The organism is Devosia sp. (assembly GCF_036676215.1).
In the GTDB taxonomy this organism is placed as follows: domain Bacteria; phylum Pseudomonadota; class Alphaproteobacteria; order Rhizobiales; family Devosiaceae; genus Devosia.
This window is the reverse complement of the sequence record NZ_JAKFDJ010000146.1, coordinates 1-19,529: the sequence shown is the minus strand read 5'-3', so window position 1 is coordinate 19,529 and position 19,529 is coordinate 1. Positions and strand designations below refer to the sequence as shown.

Sequence of the window (19,529 nt, the reverse complement as noted above, 5' to 3'; positions counted from 1 at the left end):
ACGTCGCGGCGCGCGAATTTCCGGGAACGGTGGAGGCGCTGGCGGAATATGACTGCGTCATTCTCTCCGATATCGGGGCCAATACGCTGCTGCTGCATCCCGATACCTTCGTGCGCTCGAAGATCCTGCCCAATCGCCTGCACGCCATTCGCGACTATGTGCGCCAGGGCGGCGGCTTCGTCATGGTGGGCGGCTACCTGACCTTCCAGGGCATCGACGCCAAGGCGCAATATGCCGGCTCGGCGATCGAGGAAGTACTACCGGTGACGCTGCATCGGCACGACGACCGGATTGAATGTCCGCAGGGTGTGACGCCGGTGGTGAGCGATGCCGGCCATCCGCTTGCGGCCGGATTGGAAGGCCAATGGCCGCAGCTTCTGGGCTATAACCAGTTGGTGGCCAAGCCGGATGCGACGGTGGTGGCCGTGGTCGGCGACGATCCGCTGCTGGTGACGGGCGGCTTCGGCCAGGGCAGGGCGGTGGCCTTCGCGTCCGACTGCGGCCCGCACTGGGCGCCGCCGGAATTTGTCGAGTGGAGCGGCTATGATCGGCTCTGGGGCCAGATCGTGGATTGGGCAGCGGGAGCAGACTGATGACAAAGGTACAGCAGCCGCCCGATCCGTGGCAGCGCACCACCACTGAACACGGCTTTGCGGCCGATGAGGTGATTTCCGCGCTGCAGAAATGCCTGCGGCGCGGCATGCTCGACAATGTGCTGCTGCTGGGCTGGGAAATGTATCTCACCAGCGCCGAAATGGAGGAGATGCTGTGGTCGCGGCTCTGCGTCATCGCCGTCGAGGATATCGGGCTGGGCAATGTGCAGGCGCCGGTGCTGGTCGAAACACTCTACCAGCAGCACAAGCGCTACCAGCGGCCGGGTGGGGACCGGTTCCTGTTTGCCGCTCATGCCATCCGTGTCCTGGCGGGTTCTCCCAAGGAGCGGACCACCGACGACATGGTCAACTGGGCCATGCGAGGTACGGCGTTGGGCGAGTTGCAGCCGGAGATTCCGGACGTGGCACTCGACATGGACACGCTGCGGGGCCAGCAGATGGGCCGCGACTATCGTTTCTTCATGGAGGAGGCCTCGCGGGTGATGCCGGAGGTCAGTGACAAGGAACAGAAATATCGTGACTGGATCATCAAGGCCTTGGACGAGGGCAGGCTGACGTGACGGACATGCCCGATGACCTCCTGATCAATGCCGCCGACGAAGTGCGCATCCGCCAGCACCTGGCGCTGGTGGCGCTGGGCAAGCGGTCGGCGACGCGCGCCATCCACGTCGGGCGCCTGCTCGACGTCAATGGCCGGCGCTGGCATGACGATCAGGAGATTGTCGTATCGGGGCGCCGGATCGCCTGGGTGGGGCCAGCGGGGAAATATCCGGGTGTGGTGGACGAATGGGTGGACCGCTCGCATCTGGCGGCGGTGCCCGGCTTTGGCGAAGTGCACAAGCATATCGAATCCAGCCACCTGACGCCCGAATATGAGGCGGCTTTGGTGTTGCCGCATGGCTGCACCTGGACCTGCGAGGCGAGCCACGAGTTCTCCAACGTCAACGGGCCAAAGAACCTGGAATTCTGGCTGAAGGCGCGTCTCGCCGGATCGCCGATGAAGATCTTCCCGCTGCCTGGCTCGGCCGTGCCGCCCACGGCCTACGAGTGGGGCGGTGGACATTTCGGCTATGATGAGCAGCGCGAATTTATCAGCAACCAGATGATGGTAGCCGGACTTGATGAAGTAATGGATTGGCCTGCGGTGTGGAACCCCGACAACCCATCCTACCAGCGACTCTGGGGGATGATCCGCGCCACTTTCGAGCAGCGCGGGGTGGTCGAGGGGCACGCGGCGGGCATGCGGGCCATCGACGATATCAACGCCTTTGCCGCCGCCGGCATGGCGTCGGACCATGAGGCCTGGACGCCAGAGGAGGTGGCCGACAAGCTGCGGCGCGGCCTGTTCATGGAAATCCGGCCGCATTCGCTCAAGGAGATCGTGACCGGACTGCTGGCCGATGGACAGCAGGACTGGTCGCAATTTGCGCTCTGCACCGACGACCGCTCCTGTTCGGACACCATGAAGCTGGGGGGGACGGACCACAATGTGCGGCTGGCCATTGAGGCAGGGCTCGCGCCGGAGATCGCCATTCAACTGGTCACGATCAACCCGGCGCGGCATATGCGACTGACGCCATGGGTCGGCTCGATCGCGCCAGGCCGCTTTGCCGATCTCGTACTGCTGGACGATCTGGCGAGCCTCTCCATTGCCGAAGTCTGGGCCGATGGCGCGCAGGTGTCGCGGGGCAGGGACTATGTGGGGGCACTGCCCCGCATCGAGTGGCCGGACTGGGCGACGCAGACGGTCAAGATCGACCGGGAGCTGACGGCAGCGGACTTTGCCATCGTGGCGCCTGATGGGCGCGAGAGCGTCAGAGCCGCCTTGCTGCGCCCCTTCCACTGGACCGATGACTTCATCACCACGGAATTGCCGGCCGTCGATGGCCTCGTGCAGCGGGATGCCGCGCGCAACATCACCAAGTTCGCCATCGTCGATCGCTTCTCGGGCGAGGGAAAGACGGCGCGCATGTTCTGGCTGGGGACTGGCCCCAAGACCGCGGACACGGCTTTGGCCTGCTCGATGGGGCATGATAAGCACAATATCTGGGTGGTCGGCTCGTCTGACGCGGCTATGGCACAGGCGGTCAATGCGTTACGGAAAACGCAGGGCGGCTGGGCGCTGGTGCGGCGCGGCGAACTGGTGGCGACGGTGCGCTACGAGGTGGGTGGGCTGATGACCTGCCGGCCGGCCGCGGAGCTCGATGCCGAGATGCAGGCGCTCTATCGCGAAGGCGAAAGCATCGAGTGGATGTATGAGCCGACCTTCTCGCCGCGCTGGTGGCCCGGTTTCCCGGAGCGGCTGGCCTTTGCGACCCTGACCTGCGCGCCCTGGCGCTGGGTTCTGGTGGCCCCATCGCCACTGGCGCCGGAGGGATTCGTCAATGTGGCGACCGGGAAGACCCATTCCATCGTGTGGTGAAGGGCACTATCTGAGCCGCTTGCGTGACCTGCGGGATCGCAGTCCCCGACCCTCGATCCTTCTCACCTAAAATCGCTCCACCGGAGCGATTTTGCCTTTGGCCGGTTTGAAGCCCACAAGGGGGAGGGTGCCGACTGAGGCATGGGTGATTTGCGCGCTTTACCGGAACGCCGGGATCACGTGGCGGCCGTAGCCGGCGATGATCTCTTCCTCGTCGCCACTGTCTAGATAGATGTTGAACTGGGTGACGCCGGCATCCTTGAGAGAGTGGATCTTGGCGATGTGTTCGTCGGGCTCGCCCAGCACGCAGAAGTTCTCGACCACGTCGGGGGTGATGAAATCGAGGAACGGATTGTCCGCCTGACCGTGCTTGGAATAGTCGTAGCCACGGCGCTTTTCGATATAGCTGGTGAGGCTCTGGGGGATCTTGTCGCTGTCGGCACCGTATTTCTCGACGATGTCGGCGACATGGTTGCCCACCATGGCCGGGAACCACTTGGTGGCCTCGATGGCGCGGGCCTTGTCGCCAAAATAGGCCGGCGCGGCGGCCATGGAGCGGAACTTGGACATGTCGCGGCCGGCGGCCTTGCCGGCGTCGAGGCACTGGTCGGTGAACCACTTGCAGAGGCCGGGATCGGCAAGCTGCAGCACGACGCCATCGGCGTGTTCGCCCGCAGTCTTGAGCGCCAACGGCCCGTAAGCGGCGATCCAGCTCGGCATTTCATGCCCGACGGCCCAGGGGAATTTCACCGCGGCCGGGATTTCGCCATAGGAGACTTCCTCGCCGCGCACCATGGCCTTAGTCTTGGCGATGAAGTCCGCCACACGGGCGAGGGTCGCCGGCTTCTTGCCCATGACGCGCATGGAACTGTCGCCGCGACCGACGGCGAGATCAAAGCGGCCGCCGCTCTGCTTGGAGAGCGAGCCGAAGATGGAGGCGGCGACGGACCAGTCGCGCACGTCGGGATTGGTCACCAGTGGGCCGAAGCGCATGTCCTCGGTGTGTTCCATGCACATGGCAATGGCGGCGTAGCAATCGCGCCAGAGAATGTGGGAATCGTAGAACCAGCAATAGCTGAAGCCGGCATATTCGGCGGCGCGCACCAGATAGCGGGCTCGTTCGGCCTCGATGAAGCCTTTGAAGGTGATGCCGAATTCCATTCGCGCCTCCCGCATGCATTGGTCAGAAATTTGACCAGTCGATCAAATTTTTGGGTCGGCGCGGCAAGATTGTCAATCGCAATTGCACGCGCTCTGCCGATTCAGCCGGGCAGGTCGTAGGCGATCAGCGGGCGGCCGCTGCCGGGATGGCGCAGCAGGGTGGCGTCGACGTCATAAACCTGGCGCAAGAGGGCAGGGGTGAGCACCTGCTCGGGCGTGCCGAAGGCAACCTGGCGACCGTTATGCAGCACGACCAGCGAGTCGCAGAAGGCGGCCGCCAGGTTGAGGTCGTGCAGCGCCAGCAAGACGCTGGCGCCGGCATGCGCCCGTCGCTGCAACAGGTCGAGCGTAGTCAGTTGCGCATGGACGTCCAGATGGCTGGTGGGTTCGTCGAGGATGAGCAGACGCGGCTGCTGCGCCAGAGCGCGGGCGATCTGGATGCGCTGCTGCTCGCCACCCGACAGCGTGTGATAGAGGCGGGCGGCAAAGCCGGTCATGTCCACTTCTGCCAGGGCGGCGTCGACATGGGCGGCGTCATCGGGGGAGGGGGTGGCCTGCCACACCGACTGGAAGGGGATGCGCCCCAGCGTCACCACCTCAATTGCAGTAAGGCGGGCGTCGGTGGAGCCGCTCTGTTCGACGAAGGCGGTGAATTGCGCGCGGGTGCGGCGCGGCATGGCGAGCAGGTCCGCGCCATCGAAGGTCACTGCGCCGGATGCCAAGGGCGCCAGGCCCAGAATGGCCCGCATGAGGGTGGATTTGCCGGCGCCATTGGGGCCGATCAGCCCCGTGACGGTGCCGGGCGCCGCGGTCAGAGCAATGTCGCTGAGGATGGTCTGGGACCCCAGCCGGACGGTGACATCGCAGACGATCAACCCGCTCATGTGATCCGCCGATATCTGAGCAGGACGGCGAGGAAGATTGGCGCGCCGAGCAGGGCGGTGATGATGCCGACGGGAAGCTCGCGGGGGGCAAAGAGGCTGCGGGCCGCTGTGTCGGTCCAGACCATGAAGCTGGCGCCGAGAAGCATGGCGACTGGCAGCAGGACGCGATGGCGAGAGCCGGTCATCAGCCGCACGACATGGGGAATGATGAGGCCGACAAAGCCGATGGCGCCGCCGATCGAGACCAGCACGCCGGTCAGCAGCGCCGTGCCGCACAATAACCACCAGCGCAGGCGGGCGACGTCGACGCCGAGCGTGGCGGCGGCTGTGTCACCAAAGGCGAAGGCATCGAGCGCGCGGCCGGAGAGCAGTACCGGCAGGCCAGCAAGAGCCAGCGCCGCGAGGACGAGCAGGGCCTCGGACCAGACGACGCCGCTGAGCGAGCCCATCAGCCAGCTGAGGATTTCGCGGTAGGAATCGCCGGTTGCGGACCAGAAGATGAGGAAGGATGTGGCGGCGGCGGCAAGGGCCGAGATGGAAATGCCGGCCAGGATGGCCCGCGTCGGCGTGGCGCCGCCCAGCGCCTGGGTAACCAGCAGTGTCAGCGCCATGGCTGCGCCGGCGCCGAGAAAGGCGCCCAATGGCATCAGCAGCGAGGCCCCCATGAGCAGGAAGGCGACGGCGCCCAGCGACGCGCCGGAGGAGAGGCCCAGCAGATAGGGATCGGCCAGTGGATTGCGGGTCAGGGCCTGCATGACGGCGCCGCAGAGGGCCAGGCCCGCGCCAACCGCCGCGGCGGTGAGGACGCGGGGCAGGCGCAGTTCCCAGATGATGGCGTCACGCAGGCGGTTGACGGGACTCTCGGCCACAAGGCCAAGGTGATGGGCGATGGTCTGCCAGACCTCTACCGGAGCGATGTCGGCCGGACCGAAGGTCACGGCCAGCACCATGCTGGCCAGCAGCAGCGCCAGCAGGCCCAGTCCGAGCGTTGCCAGCGTGGGCCGGTTCACGGCGTGAAGCTGAGCCCGGCGAGCTGGGCCGCCATGTCTGCCGTGGCGCCGACATTGCGCACGCCGGCCTCAGAGGCGGGGAAGGGCACGATGAGGTAGCGCTGGCTGGCGACTGCGTCGAGCTGGCTGGTGATGGGGTTTTCCGCCAGCAGCTTCTTCTTCTGCTCGGCGGAATTCCATACCGCATCGACCAGCACGATGACGTCGGGATTGGCGTCGACGACGGCTTCCCAGCTGGCGGAGACCCAACCTTCATCCACGTCGGCCATGATATTGTCGAGGCCCAGGGCCTCCAGCATCATGGCCGGGGCGCCGCTGCCGGCGCCGACATAGGGCGTCTTGGTGCCCGAGGAATACCAGAGCGCCGTCAGGTCGCGCGTATCGGCGGCAATCGTGGCCAGCGCGGCCTGCTGCTCGGCAATCAGGGCGTCGGCGCTGCTGCCAGCATCGAAGATGGTGCCGATTTCGGCAATCTCGGCAAAGACCCCGTCAAAGCTCAGCTTGGCCGGCTTGATCGAGCGGCAGGCGGCGGGCGAGACATAGCTGGCGACGCCCAATCCGGCCAAGGTCGGGCGCTCGCCGGCGCCATCGGCGGCGAAGTTGCTCTCCCAGCCGCCATAGACCAGCTCGGGCTCGGCCTCGAGCACCACTTCCTGCGATGGCAGCTTGTCGGACAGCACGGGCAGCGCGGCCGCGGCGCTGGTCCAGGGTTCCGGCGCGGGGCCATCCTGGAAGCCGACGCCGACGATCTTGTCGCCGAGGCCAAGCGCCAGCAGCATTTCGGTGGTGGTCGACTTGATGGTGACGACGCGCTCGGGCGCCTGCGACAGGGTGACGGCGAAGCCGCAATTGTCGAGGGTCAGCGGATAGCTGGTCTGGGCCATGACATGACCCGAGGAGGCGAGGAGAACGGCAAGGCCGAGAGACAAGGGCAGGGGGCGCATTTTTGGATCAGTCCTGTTTGACGCGTTTGGAAGGGGGTGGGCTCGTTTCGCGCGTTTCGGCGAGCGCGGCTTCGTAGCCCAATCGGTAGGCCTCGGCAGAGCCGAAGCGGAACATGTCCTCGTCCACGGGGCGCACCAGGGTGCGGGCGCCGGGGGCGTCGGTATCGGTGACGAGGCGCGCGAGGCCGCGCACCACGGCGACCGGAATGCCGCTGGCCTTGCCCTTGACGAGATCGGCTGCGCCGGCCAGCTCGTCCGCCAGCACGGTGATGGTGACGTTGAGCGGCCTGCCATTGGCATCGACGCCGCCGCGCAGATCGTCGGTGACCACGATGCCGGCTGCGCCGATGGCCACGTCGGTCTGGCCGACGCGCCAGGGGCGACCCAGCGTATCAGTGACAATGATGCCCAGCGTGACACCGAAATGGGCGCGCAGGCGAAGGCAAAGCTGGCGCGCGGAGCGATCGGGATCCTCGGGCAGGCGCAGGGCCAGCCCGTCCGGGACGTTGGATGTGTCGATACCGGCCGCGGCCATGATGAGGCCATGGCGGGTCTCGACGATCTGGGTGACGCCCCCGGGATGGACGCGCTCGGCCACGATGCGGACGGTGTCCTGAGCGATGGCCTTTTCGCGGTCGCCCACCGGCACCTGCATGCCCTCGGCCTTGGAGACGATCTTGCTGGTGATGACGAGGATATCGCCATCCTGAAGGCGGTTGTCCGGATCGACGGCCACCGACTGTTCGACGGCGGCAGCGATCAGCGCGACGAGGTCGTCCCCTGGTCCGATTTCGGGGACACCCATTACGCCCCAGACAGTGTAGCGCGGCATTGGCATGATCGGTTTTCCGTCCTGGCGGCTCGCTAGCGGGCGGAGGTCGCAGGGGCAAGGGCGCGCAATCGCGGCAGGATTTCCCTGGCATAGAGTGCAATGAACCGGCTCTGGTCCTCGCCCGGCGCATGGAAGACCAGATGGTCGAAGCCATAATCCATATAGGTCTTGATGGCGGCGACATGCTCATCGGGATCGCTGGAGACAATCCAGCGCTTGGCGATGCGCTCGATCGGAAGCTGGGCGGCGAGGCGCTCCATCTCGGCCGCATCTTCGATGGAGTGCTTTTCTTCGGCGGTCAGCGACAATGCGGCCCAGCCGCGCGTGTCGTTCAGCGCCCGCTCATGATCGGGATCGAACGAAACCTTCACCTCGATCATGCGCTCGAATGGCAGCTCGGCGCGGCCGGATTCGGCCCGGCCCACGGCGACATTGGGCAGCAATTGATCGACATAGAGCTCGGCGCCCTTGCCGGAGGTGCAGATGAAACCGTCACCGGCGCGGCCGGCATATTTGGCATTGAGGGGGCCGCCTGCGGCCAGGTAGATCGGCACCATCTTGTCCGGTCGGTCATAGATGGTGGCGTTCTGCGTCTTGTAGAATTCGCCGTCGAAACTGACGCGTTCCTCGCTCCAGAGCCTGCGGATCAGCGTCACGGCCTCGCGCAGGCGCGCCGAGCGCTCCTTGAGTTCGGGCCAGACCATGCCGGTCGAGGGAACCTCGTTGAGGGATTCGCCGGTGCCGACGCCGAGAATGACGCGGTCGGGAAACATGGCGCCAAGCGTGCCGAAAGCATGGGCCACGACGGACGGGTGCAGCCGAAAGGTCGGTGTGAGCACGGACGTGCCGACAACCAGCTTTTCCGTGCGGGCCAAGGCAGCCGCCATCCAGGAGGGGGCAAAAGGCGCGTGGCCGTCGGTATGCTTCCAGGGCTGGAAATGGTCGCTGATAAAGACCGATTCAAAGCCGGCCTGTTCGGCTTCGATGGCGAATTTCAGCAGGGTATTGGGTGCAAATTGTTCGGCCGAGGCCTTGTACCCGAAGCGCATGCCCATTCTCCCAAATGCTCGGCGGCGTCGGCATACTTTTGACCAAATGGTCAAAATTGTCCATCGGATTCGTGTGGCAGGTGAATAGCGTATTGTGAACCCGGCCAGCAATGCTCTATCTGGTGGCAATTCGGCCAGCACACAAGGCGTTTCCGGCATGATTCCAGATTTCCTCGTCACCCATTCCGGTGGCTTCCATGCCGATGAATTGCTGTCCAGCGTCGTGCTGACGCGGCTGTTTCCGCAGGCCCGGATTGTTCGGAGCAGGGCGCCGGAATGGATCACGCCGGGCGCAGACCGCATCATCTACGATGTGGGCGGCGCCTATGACGCTGCGGCCCAGATATTCGACCATCACCAGCGCGGCGCGCCGCTGCGGGACGATGGCCAGCCATACAGCTCATTCGGATTGGTCTGGAGGCGCTTTGGCCGCGACTATCTGGCGGCTTCCGGCGTCCCCAAGGCGCATGTCGAGGCGGTACACGCGTCGTTCGACGCTGGCTTCGTGCTGCCGATTGATTTGGTGGACAATGGCGCGGCGAGCCCCAGCGGACCGCTGGCCAGCTTGTCACTGTCCGGGCTGCTGGAAACGCTGAAGCCGGATTTCGACAATGCCGACCCGGACGCCGACGACAGGGCGTTTCACAGCGCATTGGCCATTGCCCGGAGTTTCGTCGAGGCCGGCATCGGACGCAGGGCGGCAAAGCTGCGTGCCGAAACAATCGTGCAGCAAGCCATCGTGGCGACCGGCCCGGGTCGCGTGCTGGAGCTGCCGATGGGCATGCCATTCCGGCCCGCCATCGAGAAGGCCGGCGCCGATCATCTGCTGTTCGTCGTGCATCCGCGCGACAAGGACTGGTGCCTGACCACCATCCGCCGTTCGGATGAAGGCTTCGAGGTTCGCGCCGATCTGCCGGCGGCCTGGGCTGGCCTGAGCAATAGCGAGCTGGAAGCGGCCAGCGGCGTCGTTGGCGCCAGCTTCTGCCACAATGGTCGCTTCGTGGCCGCTGCCAGGACGCGCGAGGCTGTGCTCGCCATGGCTGAACTGGCGGTCAGCGAGGCAGCCTCACAGGCGGCGGAATGACCAAATATCCAGACAATCCGTCGGTTCTCGCATCCATTTTAGTTCCATAATATATATTATGCGAAATACTGACGTGCGACTTGCAGCCTGCTCCGCCGCCGCTAACTGTGTCGGACTCCATAAGGTAACAACCTACCCCATAACGTGACAAACCATGCCGCGCGGGTTGGACAGCGTAAGATGACAACGGCAGCCCCACCTTTCTCGCATCGAGCCTGACCAGTGGCGCCAGCGGGCTGATCGTATTGGGCCTGATGATCCGTGCACCTTGGCGGCGTGCGGCCTCAAGCATGCGCTGACGCAACTGCCGACACCGGCGGTGATGACAACGACCGCTCTCCCCCCGAACTGGCCGATCTCCTCGATCAAACCGGGCACGGCCTGTGCCGGGGTGGCGATGACGCAGAGATCGGGAACTTCCGGAAGGTCAGCCACGCGCAAAGCAGGCCCTTCGCGATAGCTCCCGGTATTTGAGTTGACGGGAACGATCGCCCCGGCAAATCCGCCTCAGGGCGACGCTGCGCGGGGAAAAGGCGCGATCGCCGCCGACGGCATAAGTGGCGACGTGCGATGACAAGTTTACGCACGGCCATCGCCGATATTTTGATGCACATCAACAACCAGAACGGCTCCGCGGACTTAATGTCTAGAGCAGCCGTCCGGGCGACGATCCGCCGCCTTTGGAGGCCGCTGCAAGAGCGGCCGGAGGAATGCATGCAGGTACCCATCGAGATCGTCTTTCGCAATTGCTCAGCCACCGACGCCATGCGCGCCGAGGTTGAGAAATGTGTTCAACGATTGGAAAAGTTCAGCAACCGCCTGACCAGCTGTCACGTCGTCATCCAGGCGCCCAAGACGCGTCATCGGCACGGCGACGTCTACAAGGTCGTGTTGCGCATCGCGATGCCACGCCACAAGGAGATAGTGGTCGATCGCATGCCGGCCGACGAGGGTGAGAACGGATATCCCCTGGTCGCCATCCGCAACGCATTCGCTGCGGCCGTGCGGCAAATCGAGGATGCCGCCCGCGAAGCGCGGGGCGACGTCAAGGAGCATTTGCCACCCGATCACGGGCGCATCGCTCGGTTCATTGCTGCCGACGACTATGGGTTCATCGAGGCTTCGGACGGACAGGAGATCTATTTCCACCGCAATGCGGTGCTGAAGGGCGCTTTCGACAAGCTGAAGGTCGGCGACGAGGTCCGGTTTGTGGCTTCAGCTGGCGAAAAGGGTCTTCAGGCCAGCACGGTACACCTGCTGGGAAAGCACCACGTCATCTGACTACCAGACAAGGAGTCACCATGCCGTTTCACAATCGCAAGGACGCCGGCGAGCGGCTAGCTCGGGCGCTGCAGAAGTTCCGGAATGATCGCCCCGTGGTTATCGCGCTGCCCCGAGGCGGTGTGCCAGTTGGCGCCGAGGTCGCCCATGCACTTGATGCGCCGCTTGAACTGTTGATCGTGCGCAAGATCGGCCTTCCGCAACAGCCCGAGCTGGCAATGGGCGCCATCGTGGATGGCAATGAGCCCGTGGTCTTCCGCAATGAGGACGTCATAGCCATGGCGAAGGTCTCGGAGGCCAATTTTGCAGCGATACGGGACCGGGAGCTGGCTGAAATCGATCGTCGGCGGCAGCGTTACCTTGCGCAACGACCATTCCCGCCGCTGACAGATCGCACCGTCATTGTCGTTGATGACGGCATTGCCACCGGTGCCACGATCCGCGTCGCCATCCGCGCCTTGCGCACCAGGCATCCACGCCGGATCGTCGTGGCGGTGCCAGTCGCGTCCCCAGACGTTCTTCGCACCCTGCAGGGCGAGGCTGACGACGTCATCTGCCTGGAGACGCATGAAGCTTTTGGGGCTATCGGGCTCTACTATGCCGACTTTGGGCAGGTTGAAGATGAAGAGGTCCTTCAGGCCCTGACCTCGGCACCACCGGCAAAGCCAACTAAGGGAGCTGACGCATAGCCGTGAGATAGGCTTCGATCTCGGGGGTTGGCAATTTGCAGAGGTCTTTGTTGACTTGGCTCTCAACACAGCTTGGACGCACGGGCCCAAGCGTGTCTGCAGAACGCCCTTTGGTCCCCTGAGCCGTGGCGGCATTCCATTGGGCGACTGACGTCGCGAACGGCAAGCGACAAGTCGCTCAAGTCGGAGGTGCGTATCAAGGCAGGATGTCATCACCACCGGCCACTATCTCTATGTCTGAATTCCCTTTCGTCTGGGCCGGTACAGGCTGTATCCAGCACCGCTGACCGGCAAGCTGCTAAGCTGCCGATGATTCCCCTCGCTTTTGAGATGCCGATGCAACCCTCCCGCGATATTTCCCGCCTGATCGAGATCATGGCCGCCCTGCGCAATCCCGTCGGGGGCTGCCCATGGGACCTGGAGCAGGACTTCTCGAGCATCCGCCACTACACGATCGAGGAAGCCTATGAGGTGGCCGACGCCATCGAGCGCGAGGACTTTGGCGATCTGCGCGAAGAGCTCGGCGATCTGCTGCTGCAGCCCATCTATCATGCGCAGATGGCCAGCGAACTGGGTCAGTTCGATATTGGCGATGTCATCTATGGCATCACCGAGAAGCTGATCCGGCGCCATCCGCATGTGTTCGGCGATCTGGATGCCGGCAGTTCGGATGCAGCCAAGGGCCGATGGGAGGCCATCAAAGCCGAGGAGCGCGCCGCCAAGGCCACGCGCAGGGGCGAAACCACGCCGTCAGTGCTGGACGACGTTCCCAATGTGCTCCCTGCCCTGGCACGCGCCGAAAAGCTGACCAAGCGGGCCGCCAAGGTTCGCTTCGACTGGCCGGATTTCCTGGCGGTGAAGGCCAAGGTCGAAGAGGAACTGGCCGAGGTGGCCGAGGCTCAGGCGTCGGGCGATGCCGCCGCGGTGCATGAGGAGATCGGCGACCTGCTGTTCGCGGTGGCCAATCTGGCGCGTCATGCCGGCGTCGATGCCGAAGCCGCCTTGCGCGATGCCAATTTCAAGTTCACCCGCCGCTTCCACTATGTGGAGGCGCGCTGCCGGGAGGATGGGGTCGAACCCGCGGCGGCGGGCCTCGAGCGGCTGGACCGCTACTGGAACGAAGTGCGGGCGGCCGACAAGAGCTAGGCGTCCGAGCTTTCGATCCGGCCATTGAAGCGTTCGAGGAACTCGGCCTTGTGGCGCGGCTCGATGCGAACGATGAAGCCGGAACCCTGCTCGGTCGGCTCGTCGCGTGAGACGATTTCCGAATGCGAATGCAGCCAGCCGATGTCCGATCCGGCCGTATGCGGCACATGGACGTGGTAGGTACGGCTCTTTTCGGCCAGGGCCTTTTCGATGGCGAGCTTCAGCGCATCAAGGCCCTGCCCGGTCTTGGCCGAGGCCGGCACCACGCCAGCCACCTTGCTGGCCGCGACGATGCCGACGAGATCGGCCTCGTTGACCAGGTCGACCTTGTTCCACACCTCGATGATCGGCGTGGTTTCGGCTGAAACGCCCAGTTCGCCCAGCACCTTGAGCACATCCATGGCCTGCGCGGGATGGTCCGGATTGGCCACGTCGCGGGCATGGAGGATCACGTCGGCGTCGAGAACCTCTTCCAGCGTTGCCCGGAAGGCAGCCACCAGATCGGTGGGCAGGTCGGCAACGAACCCCACGGTGTCGCTCAGCACGACCTCGCGGCCATGCGGCAGTCCCAGCTTGCGCACGGTGGTGTCGAGGGTGGCGAAAAGCAGATCCTCGGCGAACACCCCTGCCCCGGTCAAGGTATTGAACAGGCTTGATTTTCCGGCATTGGTATAGCCGACAAGCGCCACGATGGGCGTGCCGTCGCGGTGCTGGCGCTGCTGGGCGCGGGTCTTCTTGACCTTTTCCAGACGATCCTCCAGCAGCACGATGCGATCCGAAATCTGACGACGGTCGCTTTCGATCTGGGTTTCGCCCGGACCGCCCATGAAGCCCGAGCCACCGCTGCCGCGCTGGCGCTCAAGGTGGGTCCAGGAGCGCACGAGGCGCCCCTTCTGGTAGTTCAGATGCGCCAGTTCGACCTGCAGGACGCCTTCGCGCGTTGCGGCGCGTTCCCCAAAGATCTCGAGGATTAGCGCGGTCCGGTCGAGCACCTTGGCGCCCGTTTCCGTTTCCAGGTTGCGCTGCTGAATCGCCGTCAGCGGGGCATCCACCAGCAGCAGGTCGATGTCCTCGGCCTTGACCCGCGCCGCCAGAGTCTCGGTGTGGCCACCGCCGATAAAGGTCGCTGGCTTGACCTCGCGCACCTTGACGATTTCGGAAAAAACGACGTCCAGCCGGATGGCGCCAGCCAGCCCCTCGAACTCGGCCTGGCGGGCGTCGAGCGAATGCTGGGAGACCTGGCCGCGTATGTCGGGCACTATCAGGCCGGCGCGGGTCGGGTGCTCGCGGCGGTCTATAAACGCCTGCGGGCCGCCCTTTCGGACGGCCTCTTCGTCGTCAAAATCTGTCATTGCGGCCCGTGTTAGTCGCTGTCGTTGTTTTGCTCGGGGTCGAACAGCTGGATCGGCGCGCCCGGCATGATGGTCGAGATGGCGTGCTTATAGACCAGCTGCGACTGGGCATCGCGGCGCAGCAGCAGGCAGAAATTGTCAAACCAGGTGATCACACCCTGCAATTTCACGCCGTTCACGAGGAATATCGTGACCGGCACCTTCTGCTTACGAACGTGATTGAGAAAGGAATCCTGGAGATTTGGTTGCTTTTCGCTGGGCATTCAGGCCTCTTTTGTCGCGGCATTGCTTGTCGCTGTTGTCGTTGCGATTGCCTGCCGGCCGGCTTTGGAACTGCCGCCCAGTCCCTGCCGGCGTGTATTCATCACACAACGAGCACTATGGCACAGATCATTTTTCGTGCCTACCGCGCCATGTGCATGGCACGTCAGAAATTATCAGAGCGTTTTCAGAGCCCCAGCGACTTGATTTTCCGGTGCAGGGCGCTGCGCTCCATGCCGACAAACTCGGCTGTCTTCGAAATATTGCCGCCGAACCGCTCGATCTGGGCCAGCAGATATTGCCGTTCGAACACTTCACGGGCGTCGCGCAACGGCAGACTCATCAGGTGGGCCGATGCATCAGTGTCCCCCACCGTGGGCAGGACCTCTCCAATGTCGGAGGGCAGCATGGCCGCAGAGATCACCCCGTCCTCAGGCTGCTGGTCCTTCATCAGGATCAGCAGGCGCTCGATGGAGTTGCGCAACTGGCGCGCATTGCCGGGCCATTCCTGGGCCTGCAGCACGGCAATGGCATCGTCGCCCACCGTCAGCCGCTGCAGATTGTGCATGCGGCAGACCTGTTCGATGAAGACAGCGACCAGCGGCGGCACGTCTTCACGCCGCTCCTTGAGCGGCGTCAGCGGCAGCGGAACGATGGAAAGGCGGTGAAACAGATCCGAGCGGAATTCGCCGGACTCGATCTGGGCCGCCACGTTCTGCGAGCTGGAGGCGATGATGCGCACGTCGATCGGCACCGCCTGGGTGCCTCCGACGCGGTTGAAGCGGTTTTCGACCAGGGTGCGCAGCAATGCCGCCTGGGTCTGGGGCGGCAGCGTCGTCACCTCGGACAGATAAAGCGTGCCGCCATGGGCCTTTTCCAGCGCACCCACCTCGACCTTGAGGATACCCGACTTTTCCCGCGCTTCCCGCCCGAACAGCACCACCGGCACTTCCTCTGGAGCATAGAGCGAGGCGTTGATCTCGACAAAGGGCGATTCGGCGCGCGGGCTGCGCTGATGGATCATGCGGGCCACCAGGCCCTTACCGGCGCCCGAGGGGCCGGAGATGAAAATGCGCGAATTGGTCGGCGCGGATTTTTCGATGATGCCGCGCACCTGCTGCAAAGCCGGCGAGGTGCCGACCATGTCGGCGCTCTTGCTCGCCGAGCGCTCCTTGAGCTCCGCCACCTCGCTGCGCAGCCGGGTCGCTTCCATGGCGCGCTGGGTGATATGCAGCAGCCGGTCGATCTTGAAAGGCTTTTCGATATAGTCGTAGGCGCCGCGGCGAATGGCCGACACGGCGGTTTCGACATTGCCATGCCCCGAGATCATCACCACCGGCATGTCCGGATGCTGGCTCTGGAAGACGTCGAGCAGTTGCAGCCCGTCAAGGCGCGAGCCCTGCATCCAGATATCGAGGAAGACCAGGCTGGGGCGCCGGCGTGCGATCTCGTTAAGGCCGCTGTCGGCGTCATGGGCCTGACGGGCTTCAAACCCTTCGTCCTCAAGGATGCCCGCGATGAGTTCGCGAATGTCGTCTTCGTCGTCAATGATAAGAATATCGAGTGCCATTATTTGTGAACCACCGCTGATGTGAGCGGTTCCTCCTGTTGGGCGGATGTGGACGCCGACTGGTCGGGCGCTTCCGCCGCTGAAGACTTGGTGGGCGATTGCAATGGAAGTGTGAAAGTAACGCAGGCACCGACCCGACCGTTCGGATCGGGCTCGGCATCAATGAGCTCGACGATGCCGCCGTGCTGTTCGATGATCTTGGCGACGATGGCCAGGCCCAGCCCGGTGCCCTTCTCCCGCGTCGTCATATAGGGCTCCAGCAGCCGCTGGCGGTTTTCCTTGGGCCAGCCCTTGCCGTTGTCGGACACAGCAACCCGGGCGTGGTTGCCTTCGACCTGCGCCTCAACGGTGATCGTCGGGGTCCAGTCCTTGGACATTTCCACGGCTTCAAAGGCCTCTACGGCATTCTTGATCAGGTTGGTCATCGACTGCGCAATCAGGCGATTGTCGAACCAGGCATAGATGGCATCCTCGGGCAGCAGGGTGCGGATGCTGATCTCCGGCAGGCGCACGCTTTCGAGGAACACGGCCTGGCGGACCGTATCTGAAAGATCGGCCATCTCCGGCGCGGCCTCGGGCATGCGGGCGAAGGCGGAGAATTCGTCGACCATGCGACCGATATCGCCGACCTGGCGCACGATGGTGTTGATGCATTTGTCGAACACGTCTCGGTCGTCTTCCAGCCGCGCACCGTAGCGGCGGCGGAGGCGCTCGGCCGAGAGCTGGATCGGGGTCAGCGGGTTTTTGATCTCGTGGGCAATGCGCCGCGCCACGTCGGCCCAGGCGCTGGTGCGTTGTGCCGATTCGAGGTCGGTAATGTCGTCGAAGGTCAGAACATAGCCTTTGGATTCGGTGATCGAGCCTTCGCGCGTCAGCTGCACCTGATAGGTGCGCCGGTCCGTCTCGTTGCCGAGCTGAATCTGGTCGCGCACCTGTCCGCGGCGCGCCGAGCGGGCGCGCTCAAGCGCTGGCGCCAGCTGCGGCATGACCTTTTCGATGGGCTCGCCCATCAGGTCGATTTCCTCGCGGTCGAGCATTTCGCAGGCGCGCGCGTTGACGAGCGTGACGGCGCCGAACGGGTCCAGCCCGATAATGCCGGCCGACACGCCTTCCACAACCGCCTCAGTAAACTGACGGCGCTTCTCGTTCATCTCGCTGGCGGTCAGCAGCGCCTCGCGCTGGCTCTTGAGCTGCTGGGTCATGCGGTTGAAGCCGTTCGACAGGTCACGCAGGTCACCCCTGCCCTCCAGCACCGGTACCTGTACGTCGAGATCGCCGCTGCGCACGCGGTTCGAAGCGATCATCAGGTTCCTGATGGGATCGACGAAACGGTTGGCGAGCGCGATGCCGATCCACAGCGCGGCCAGCAGCAGCACGACCGCCAGGCCGACATACATGATGGTGAAGGTAATCTGGAAGACCAGCCGGTTCGACGCATATTCGCGGTACTCGGTGATGTTCTCGTCGGTAAGCTGCATATATTCGAGCACCTCGGCCTCGACGGGCCGGGCCACGAAGAGAAAGGTGTCGTCATAGCCGCGCAGCTTGATGACGGAGCCGACGAGGTTGATCCGGCCGGGCGCGATGGCCGCCGGTATGCCTTCCACCAGCCCTTCGGTGATGCCTGCCGGCAGTTGGGGATAGGCCCCCTGCACCGCGATCTGGGCCCGCATCAAGGTCTCGCCCTCAGAGTCGACCAGCGAGGTAAAGGGTAAGGAGCGCGTTACCGCCAGGGCCGTCAGGATGCGCTCGAAGCGTTCCGTGTCCGCGTCATAGGTGGCATGGGCCTGTTCGAGTTCCTCGGCCACCCAGATGATATCGTCCCGCAAGACCTGAGCGTGCTCGAGCATGTAGGAGCGCGCCACCAGCCGCGAGCTTTCCACCATGGCGCGGGTCCGTTCGGAGAACCACTGGTCCAGCCCCTGGTTGAGGGCGATGGTGGCGACGACCGCAACGATGGCGGCGGGAATGGCCGCGACCAGAGCGAACATTGTGACCATGCGAATCTGCATGGCTGCACCGGCCTGCCTCTGGATGCGGGCCTGGATCAGCAACACGGCTTCGGTAACCACAAGGGCGATCACCAGCAGCACCAGGACGCCCGTGACGATCCAGATGACGGTCCAGACGGTGGTGGAGGGCTCGATATTGGTGGTTCCCGACAGAATCAGGAACGAGATCGACGACATCAGGACCGAGGCAAAGACCACGATGAAGCCGAGGATGCGCAGAGGGCGATTGTGGGCAGTCGAAAACAGCGACCGCGCCGGTTTGGCCGCATCGCTGACGACACCCTGCTGGGGCTCCTCATTCGCCGCTTCTTCACTCATAAATGCCGCAAGGCACTCCATCTCCGCCGCAAGGGGCAGAGCCTGACCCAATTTGGCCGACCCTTCAAGATAATTGTTGCCAAAATGTGACACTGATCGCTGCCGCCTGCGGCGGGAAAACACGCCAGTGGCGTGTTTTCAGGCGATCAGGCCCGAAGAGCTACGCTCGCAGGGCCCAGACGTCCCAAAAAACGCGGTCCTCTGGTCGCACGGGCCGCTACCCGTTCCGGCGGCTATGCTTGACGATCTCGATGCTGTGCATCCGGATTTTCTTGCGCAGGGTATTGCGGTTAAGGCCCAGCAGATCGGCCGCCTTAATCTGGTTGCCGCCGCAGGCGTTGAGCGCCATGGCGATCAGCGGCGCCTCGACGCGGTCGATAACCCGCTGATAGAGGCCGGCGGGCGGCAGGTTGGGTTCATATTCGCGCAGCAACTGCCCGACATGGGTTTCGACAGCCATGGACACGTCCATCGGCCCTGCGGCGCCAGGCGCCGACGGGCGTTCAGCAATATTCAGCTCGTTCTGCACGATCTCGGCGGAAATGCTCTCGTCGGCATAGAGCGCCGAGAGGCGCCGCACCAGGTTCTCCAGCTCGCGCACATTGCCCGGCCAGGAATAGTTCTGCATCAGCCGGATGGCTTCGGGTGAAATGGACTTGATCGGCTCGCCTTCGCGCTGCGCTACCTTGAGGAAGTGCGTGGCCAGATCGCCCACATCGTCGACGCGCTCGCGCAAAGGCGGCAGGCGGATCGGCACAACGTTGAGGCGGTAGTAGAGGTCCTCGCGGAACAGGCCCTGGCGGATCATCTGGCTGAGATCGCGGTGGGTGGCGGCGACGATACGGACATTGGTCTTGATCGAACTGCGCCCGCCGACCATGGTGTATTCGCCCTCCTGCA

Annotated in this window: 19 protein-coding genes; 7 read left to right on the top strand and 12 right to left on the bottom strand. The window is 64.2% G+C overall.

The genetic code is table 11. From position 1 onward, the window contains the following. The 3 genes from V6M52_RS12615 to V6M52_RS12605 form a co-directional block, all read left to right on the top strand. Positions 1 to 593 (top strand): glutamine amidotransferase (locus V6M52_RS12615; protein ID WP_332701275.1); only part of this gene is annotated, 593 nt, incomplete at its 5' end. Continuing rightward, entirely contained in the window at positions 593 to 1,174 is a 582-nt protein-coding gene (locus V6M52_RS12610) for an AAA family ATPase (RefSeq protein WP_332701274.1), read from the top strand. The genes V6M52_RS12615 and V6M52_RS12610, both read left to right, overlap by 1 nt. 5 nt (positions 1,175 to 1,179) lie before the next feature. After that, entirely contained in the window at positions 1,180 to 3,036 is a 1,857-nt protein-coding gene (locus tag V6M52_RS12605) for an adenine deaminase (protein WP_332701273.1), read from the top strand. Positions 3,037 to 3,195: 159 nt separating this feature from the next. Here V6M52_RS12605 and V6M52_RS12600 read toward each other — a convergent pair whose 3' ends face one another. The 6 genes from V6M52_RS12600 to fgd all read right to left on the bottom strand — a co-directional run bounded on the left by V6M52_RS12600 (position 3,196) and on the right by fgd (position 8,916). Further along, complete coding sequence (locus V6M52_RS12600) at positions 3,196 to 4,197, bottom strand: TIGR03842 family LLM class F420-dependent oxidoreductase (protein ID WP_332685857.1); 1,002 nt, start codon at positions 4,195 to 4,197, stop codon at positions 3,196 to 3,198. A gap of 101 nt (positions 4,198 to 4,298) precedes the next feature. Next, complete coding sequence (locus V6M52_RS12595; protein WP_332701272.1) at positions 4,299 to 5,081, bottom strand: ABC transporter ATP-binding protein; 783 nt, start codon at positions 5,079 to 5,081, stop codon at positions 4,299 to 4,301. Then, positions 5,078 to 6,091, bottom strand: a complete 1,014-nt coding sequence (locus V6M52_RS12590; protein ID WP_332701271.1) for a putative F420-0 ABC transporter permease subunit — start codon at positions 6,089 to 6,091, stop codon at positions 5,078 to 5,080. The genes V6M52_RS12595 and V6M52_RS12590 overlap by 4 nt, the downstream gene beginning before the upstream one ends. Beyond that, positions 6,088 to 7,035, bottom strand: coding sequence for a putative F420-0 ABC transporter substrate-binding protein (locus V6M52_RS12585; RefSeq protein ID WP_332701270.1), 948 nt, complete (start codon positions 7,033 to 7,035; stop codon positions 6,088 to 6,090). The genes V6M52_RS12590 and V6M52_RS12585 overlap by 4 nt, the downstream gene beginning before the upstream one ends. 7 nt (positions 7,036 to 7,042) lie before the next feature. Further along, a complete protein-coding gene (gene cofE / locus V6M52_RS12580) occupies positions 7,043 to 7,873 on the bottom strand; it encodes a coenzyme F420-0:L-glutamate ligase (RefSeq protein ID WP_332685853.1) in 831 nt (276 codons plus the stop codon). 26 nt (positions 7,874 to 7,899) lie between these two features. Further along, the gene (fgd, locus tag V6M52_RS12575) at positions 7,900 to 8,916 is read right to left on the bottom strand and encodes a glucose-6-phosphate dehydrogenase (coenzyme-F420) (protein ID WP_332701269.1); all 1,017 of its coding nucleotides are present in this window, start codon (positions 8,914 to 8,916) and stop codon (positions 7,900 to 7,902) included. A gap of 157 nt (positions 8,917 to 9,073) precedes the next feature. Between fgd and V6M52_RS12570 the strand changes: the two genes are divergently transcribed. Next, positions 9,074 to 10,000 (top strand): MYG1 family protein, encoded by a 927-nt coding sequence (locus tag V6M52_RS12570; protein WP_332701268.1) that lies wholly within the window; start codon positions 9,074 to 9,076, stop codon positions 9,998 to 10,000. 132 nt (positions 10,001 to 10,132) lie between these two features. Here V6M52_RS12570 and V6M52_RS19990 read toward each other — a convergent pair whose 3' ends face one another. Further along, positions 10,133 to 10,489 carry a CoA-binding protein gene (locus V6M52_RS19990; protein WP_442881859.1) on the bottom strand — a complete coding sequence of 119 codons (357 nt, stop codon included), beginning with the start codon at positions 10,487 to 10,489 and terminating at the stop codon, positions 10,133 to 10,135. A 225-nt stretch (positions 10,490 to 10,714) separates the two neighbouring features. Here V6M52_RS19990 and V6M52_RS12565 point away from each other — a divergent pair, with 225 nt between their 5' ends. The 3 genes from V6M52_RS12565 to mazG all read left to right on the top strand — a co-directional run bounded on the left by V6M52_RS12565 (position 10,715) and on the right by mazG (position 13,116). After that, positions 10,715 to 11,281 carry an HPF/RaiA family ribosome-associated protein gene (locus V6M52_RS12565; RefSeq protein WP_332701267.1) on the top strand — a complete coding sequence of 189 codons (567 nt, stop codon included), beginning with the start codon at positions 10,715 to 10,717 and terminating at the stop codon, positions 11,279 to 11,281. 20 nt (positions 11,282 to 11,301) lie between these two features. Then, the gene (locus tag V6M52_RS12560; protein WP_332691477.1) at positions 11,302 to 11,970 is read left to right on the top strand and encodes a phosphoribosyltransferase; all 669 of its coding nucleotides are present in this window, start codon (positions 11,302 to 11,304) and stop codon (positions 11,968 to 11,970) included. Positions 11,971 to 12,306: 336 nt separating this feature from the next. Beyond that, complete coding sequence (mazG, locus tag V6M52_RS12555) at positions 12,307 to 13,116, top strand: nucleoside triphosphate pyrophosphohydrolase (RefSeq protein ID WP_332691480.1); 810 nt, start codon at positions 12,307 to 12,309, stop codon at positions 13,114 to 13,116. Here the strand turns inward: mazG and hflX are convergent. From hflX to V6M52_RS12530, 5 genes are all read right to left on the bottom strand, one after another. Beyond that, positions 13,113 to 14,468: a GTPase HflX gene (gene hflX, locus V6M52_RS12550; RefSeq protein ID WP_332691483.1), complete on the bottom strand. Its 1,356-nt coding sequence runs from the start codon at positions 14,466 to 14,468 to the stop codon at positions 13,113 to 13,115. The genes mazG and hflX overlap by 4 nt on opposite strands. Positions 14,469 to 14,479: 11 nt before the next feature. Then, entirely contained in the window at positions 14,480 to 14,731 is a 252-nt protein-coding gene (gene hfq / locus V6M52_RS12545; protein ID WP_332691486.1) for an RNA chaperone Hfq, read from the bottom strand. A gap of 185 nt (positions 14,732 to 14,916) precedes the next feature. Next, entirely contained in the window at positions 14,917 to 16,299 is a 1,383-nt protein-coding gene (gene ntrX / locus V6M52_RS12540) for a nitrogen assimilation response regulator NtrX (protein ID WP_332687896.1), read from the bottom strand. After that, the gene (locus V6M52_RS12535) at positions 16,299 to 18,629 is read right to left on the bottom strand and encodes a sensor histidine kinase NtrY-like (RefSeq protein ID WP_332687895.1); all 2,331 of its coding nucleotides are present in this window, start codon (positions 18,627 to 18,629) and stop codon (positions 16,299 to 16,301) included. Before V6M52_RS12535 ends, ntrX begins: the two co-directional genes overlap by 1 nt. A gap of 217 nt (positions 18,630 to 18,846) precedes the next feature. Beyond that, a partial coding sequence (locus V6M52_RS12530) for a sigma 54-interacting transcriptional regulator (RefSeq protein ID WP_332701266.1) occupies positions 18,847 to 19,529 on the bottom strand: 683 nt, incomplete at its 5' end.

Bases quoted from the DNA above. Each gene is read 5' to 3' on its own strand.
- V6M52_RS12605 (WP_332701273.1), top strand. From the start codon at position 1,180: ATGCCCGATGACCTCCTGATCAATGCCGCCGACGAAGTGCGCATCCGC.
- V6M52_RS12565 (WP_332701267.1), top strand. From the start codon at position 10,715: ATGCAGGTACCCATCGAGATCGTCTTTCGCAATTGCTCAGCCACCGAC.
- V6M52_RS12570 (WP_332701268.1), top strand. From the start codon at position 9,074: ATGATTCCAGATTTCCTCGTCACCCATTCCGGTGGCTTCCATGCCGAT.
- hflX (WP_332691483.1), bottom strand. From the start codon at position 14,468: ATGACAGATTTTGACGACGAAGAGGCCGTCCGAAAGGGCGGCCCGCAG.
- V6M52_RS12585 (WP_332701270.1), bottom strand. From the start codon at position 7,035: ATGCGCCCCCTGCCCTTGTCTCTCGGCCTTGCCGTTCTCCTCGCCTCC.
- hfq (WP_332691486.1), bottom strand. From the start codon at position 14,731: ATGCCCAGCGAAAAGCAACCAAATCTCCAGGATTCCTTTCTCAATCAC.
- fgd (WP_332701269.1), bottom strand. From the start codon at position 8,916: ATGCGCTTCGGGTACAAGGCCTCGGCCGAACAATTTGCACCCAATACC.
- V6M52_RS12600 (WP_332685857.1), bottom strand. From the start codon at position 4,197: ATGGAATTCGGCATCACCTTCAAAGGCTTCATCGAGGCCGAACGAGCC.
- V6M52_RS12535 (WP_332687895.1), bottom strand. From the start codon at position 18,629: ATGAGTGAAGAAGCGGCGAATGAGGAGCCCCAGCAGGGTGTCGTCAGC.
- cofE (WP_332685853.1), bottom strand. From the start codon at position 7,873: ATGCCAATGCCGCGCTACACTGTCTGGGGCGTAATGGGTGTCCCCGAA.
- mazG (WP_332691480.1), top strand. From the start codon at position 12,307: ATGCAACCCTCCCGCGATATTTCCCGCCTGATCGAGATCATGGCCGCC.
- ntrX (WP_332687896.1), bottom strand. From the start codon at position 16,299: ATGGCACTCGATATTCTTATCATTGACGACGAAGACGACATTCGCGAA.
- V6M52_RS12560 (WP_332691477.1), top strand. From the start codon at position 11,302: ATGCCGTTTCACAATCGCAAGGACGCCGGCGAGCGGCTAGCTCGGGCG.
- V6M52_RS12595 (WP_332701272.1), bottom strand. From the start codon at position 5,081: ATGAGCGGGTTGATCGTCTGCGATGTCACCGTCCGGCTGGGGTCCCAG.
- V6M52_RS12610 (WP_332701274.1), top strand. From the start codon at position 593: ATGACAAAGGTACAGCAGCCGCCCGATCCGTGGCAGCGCACCACCACT.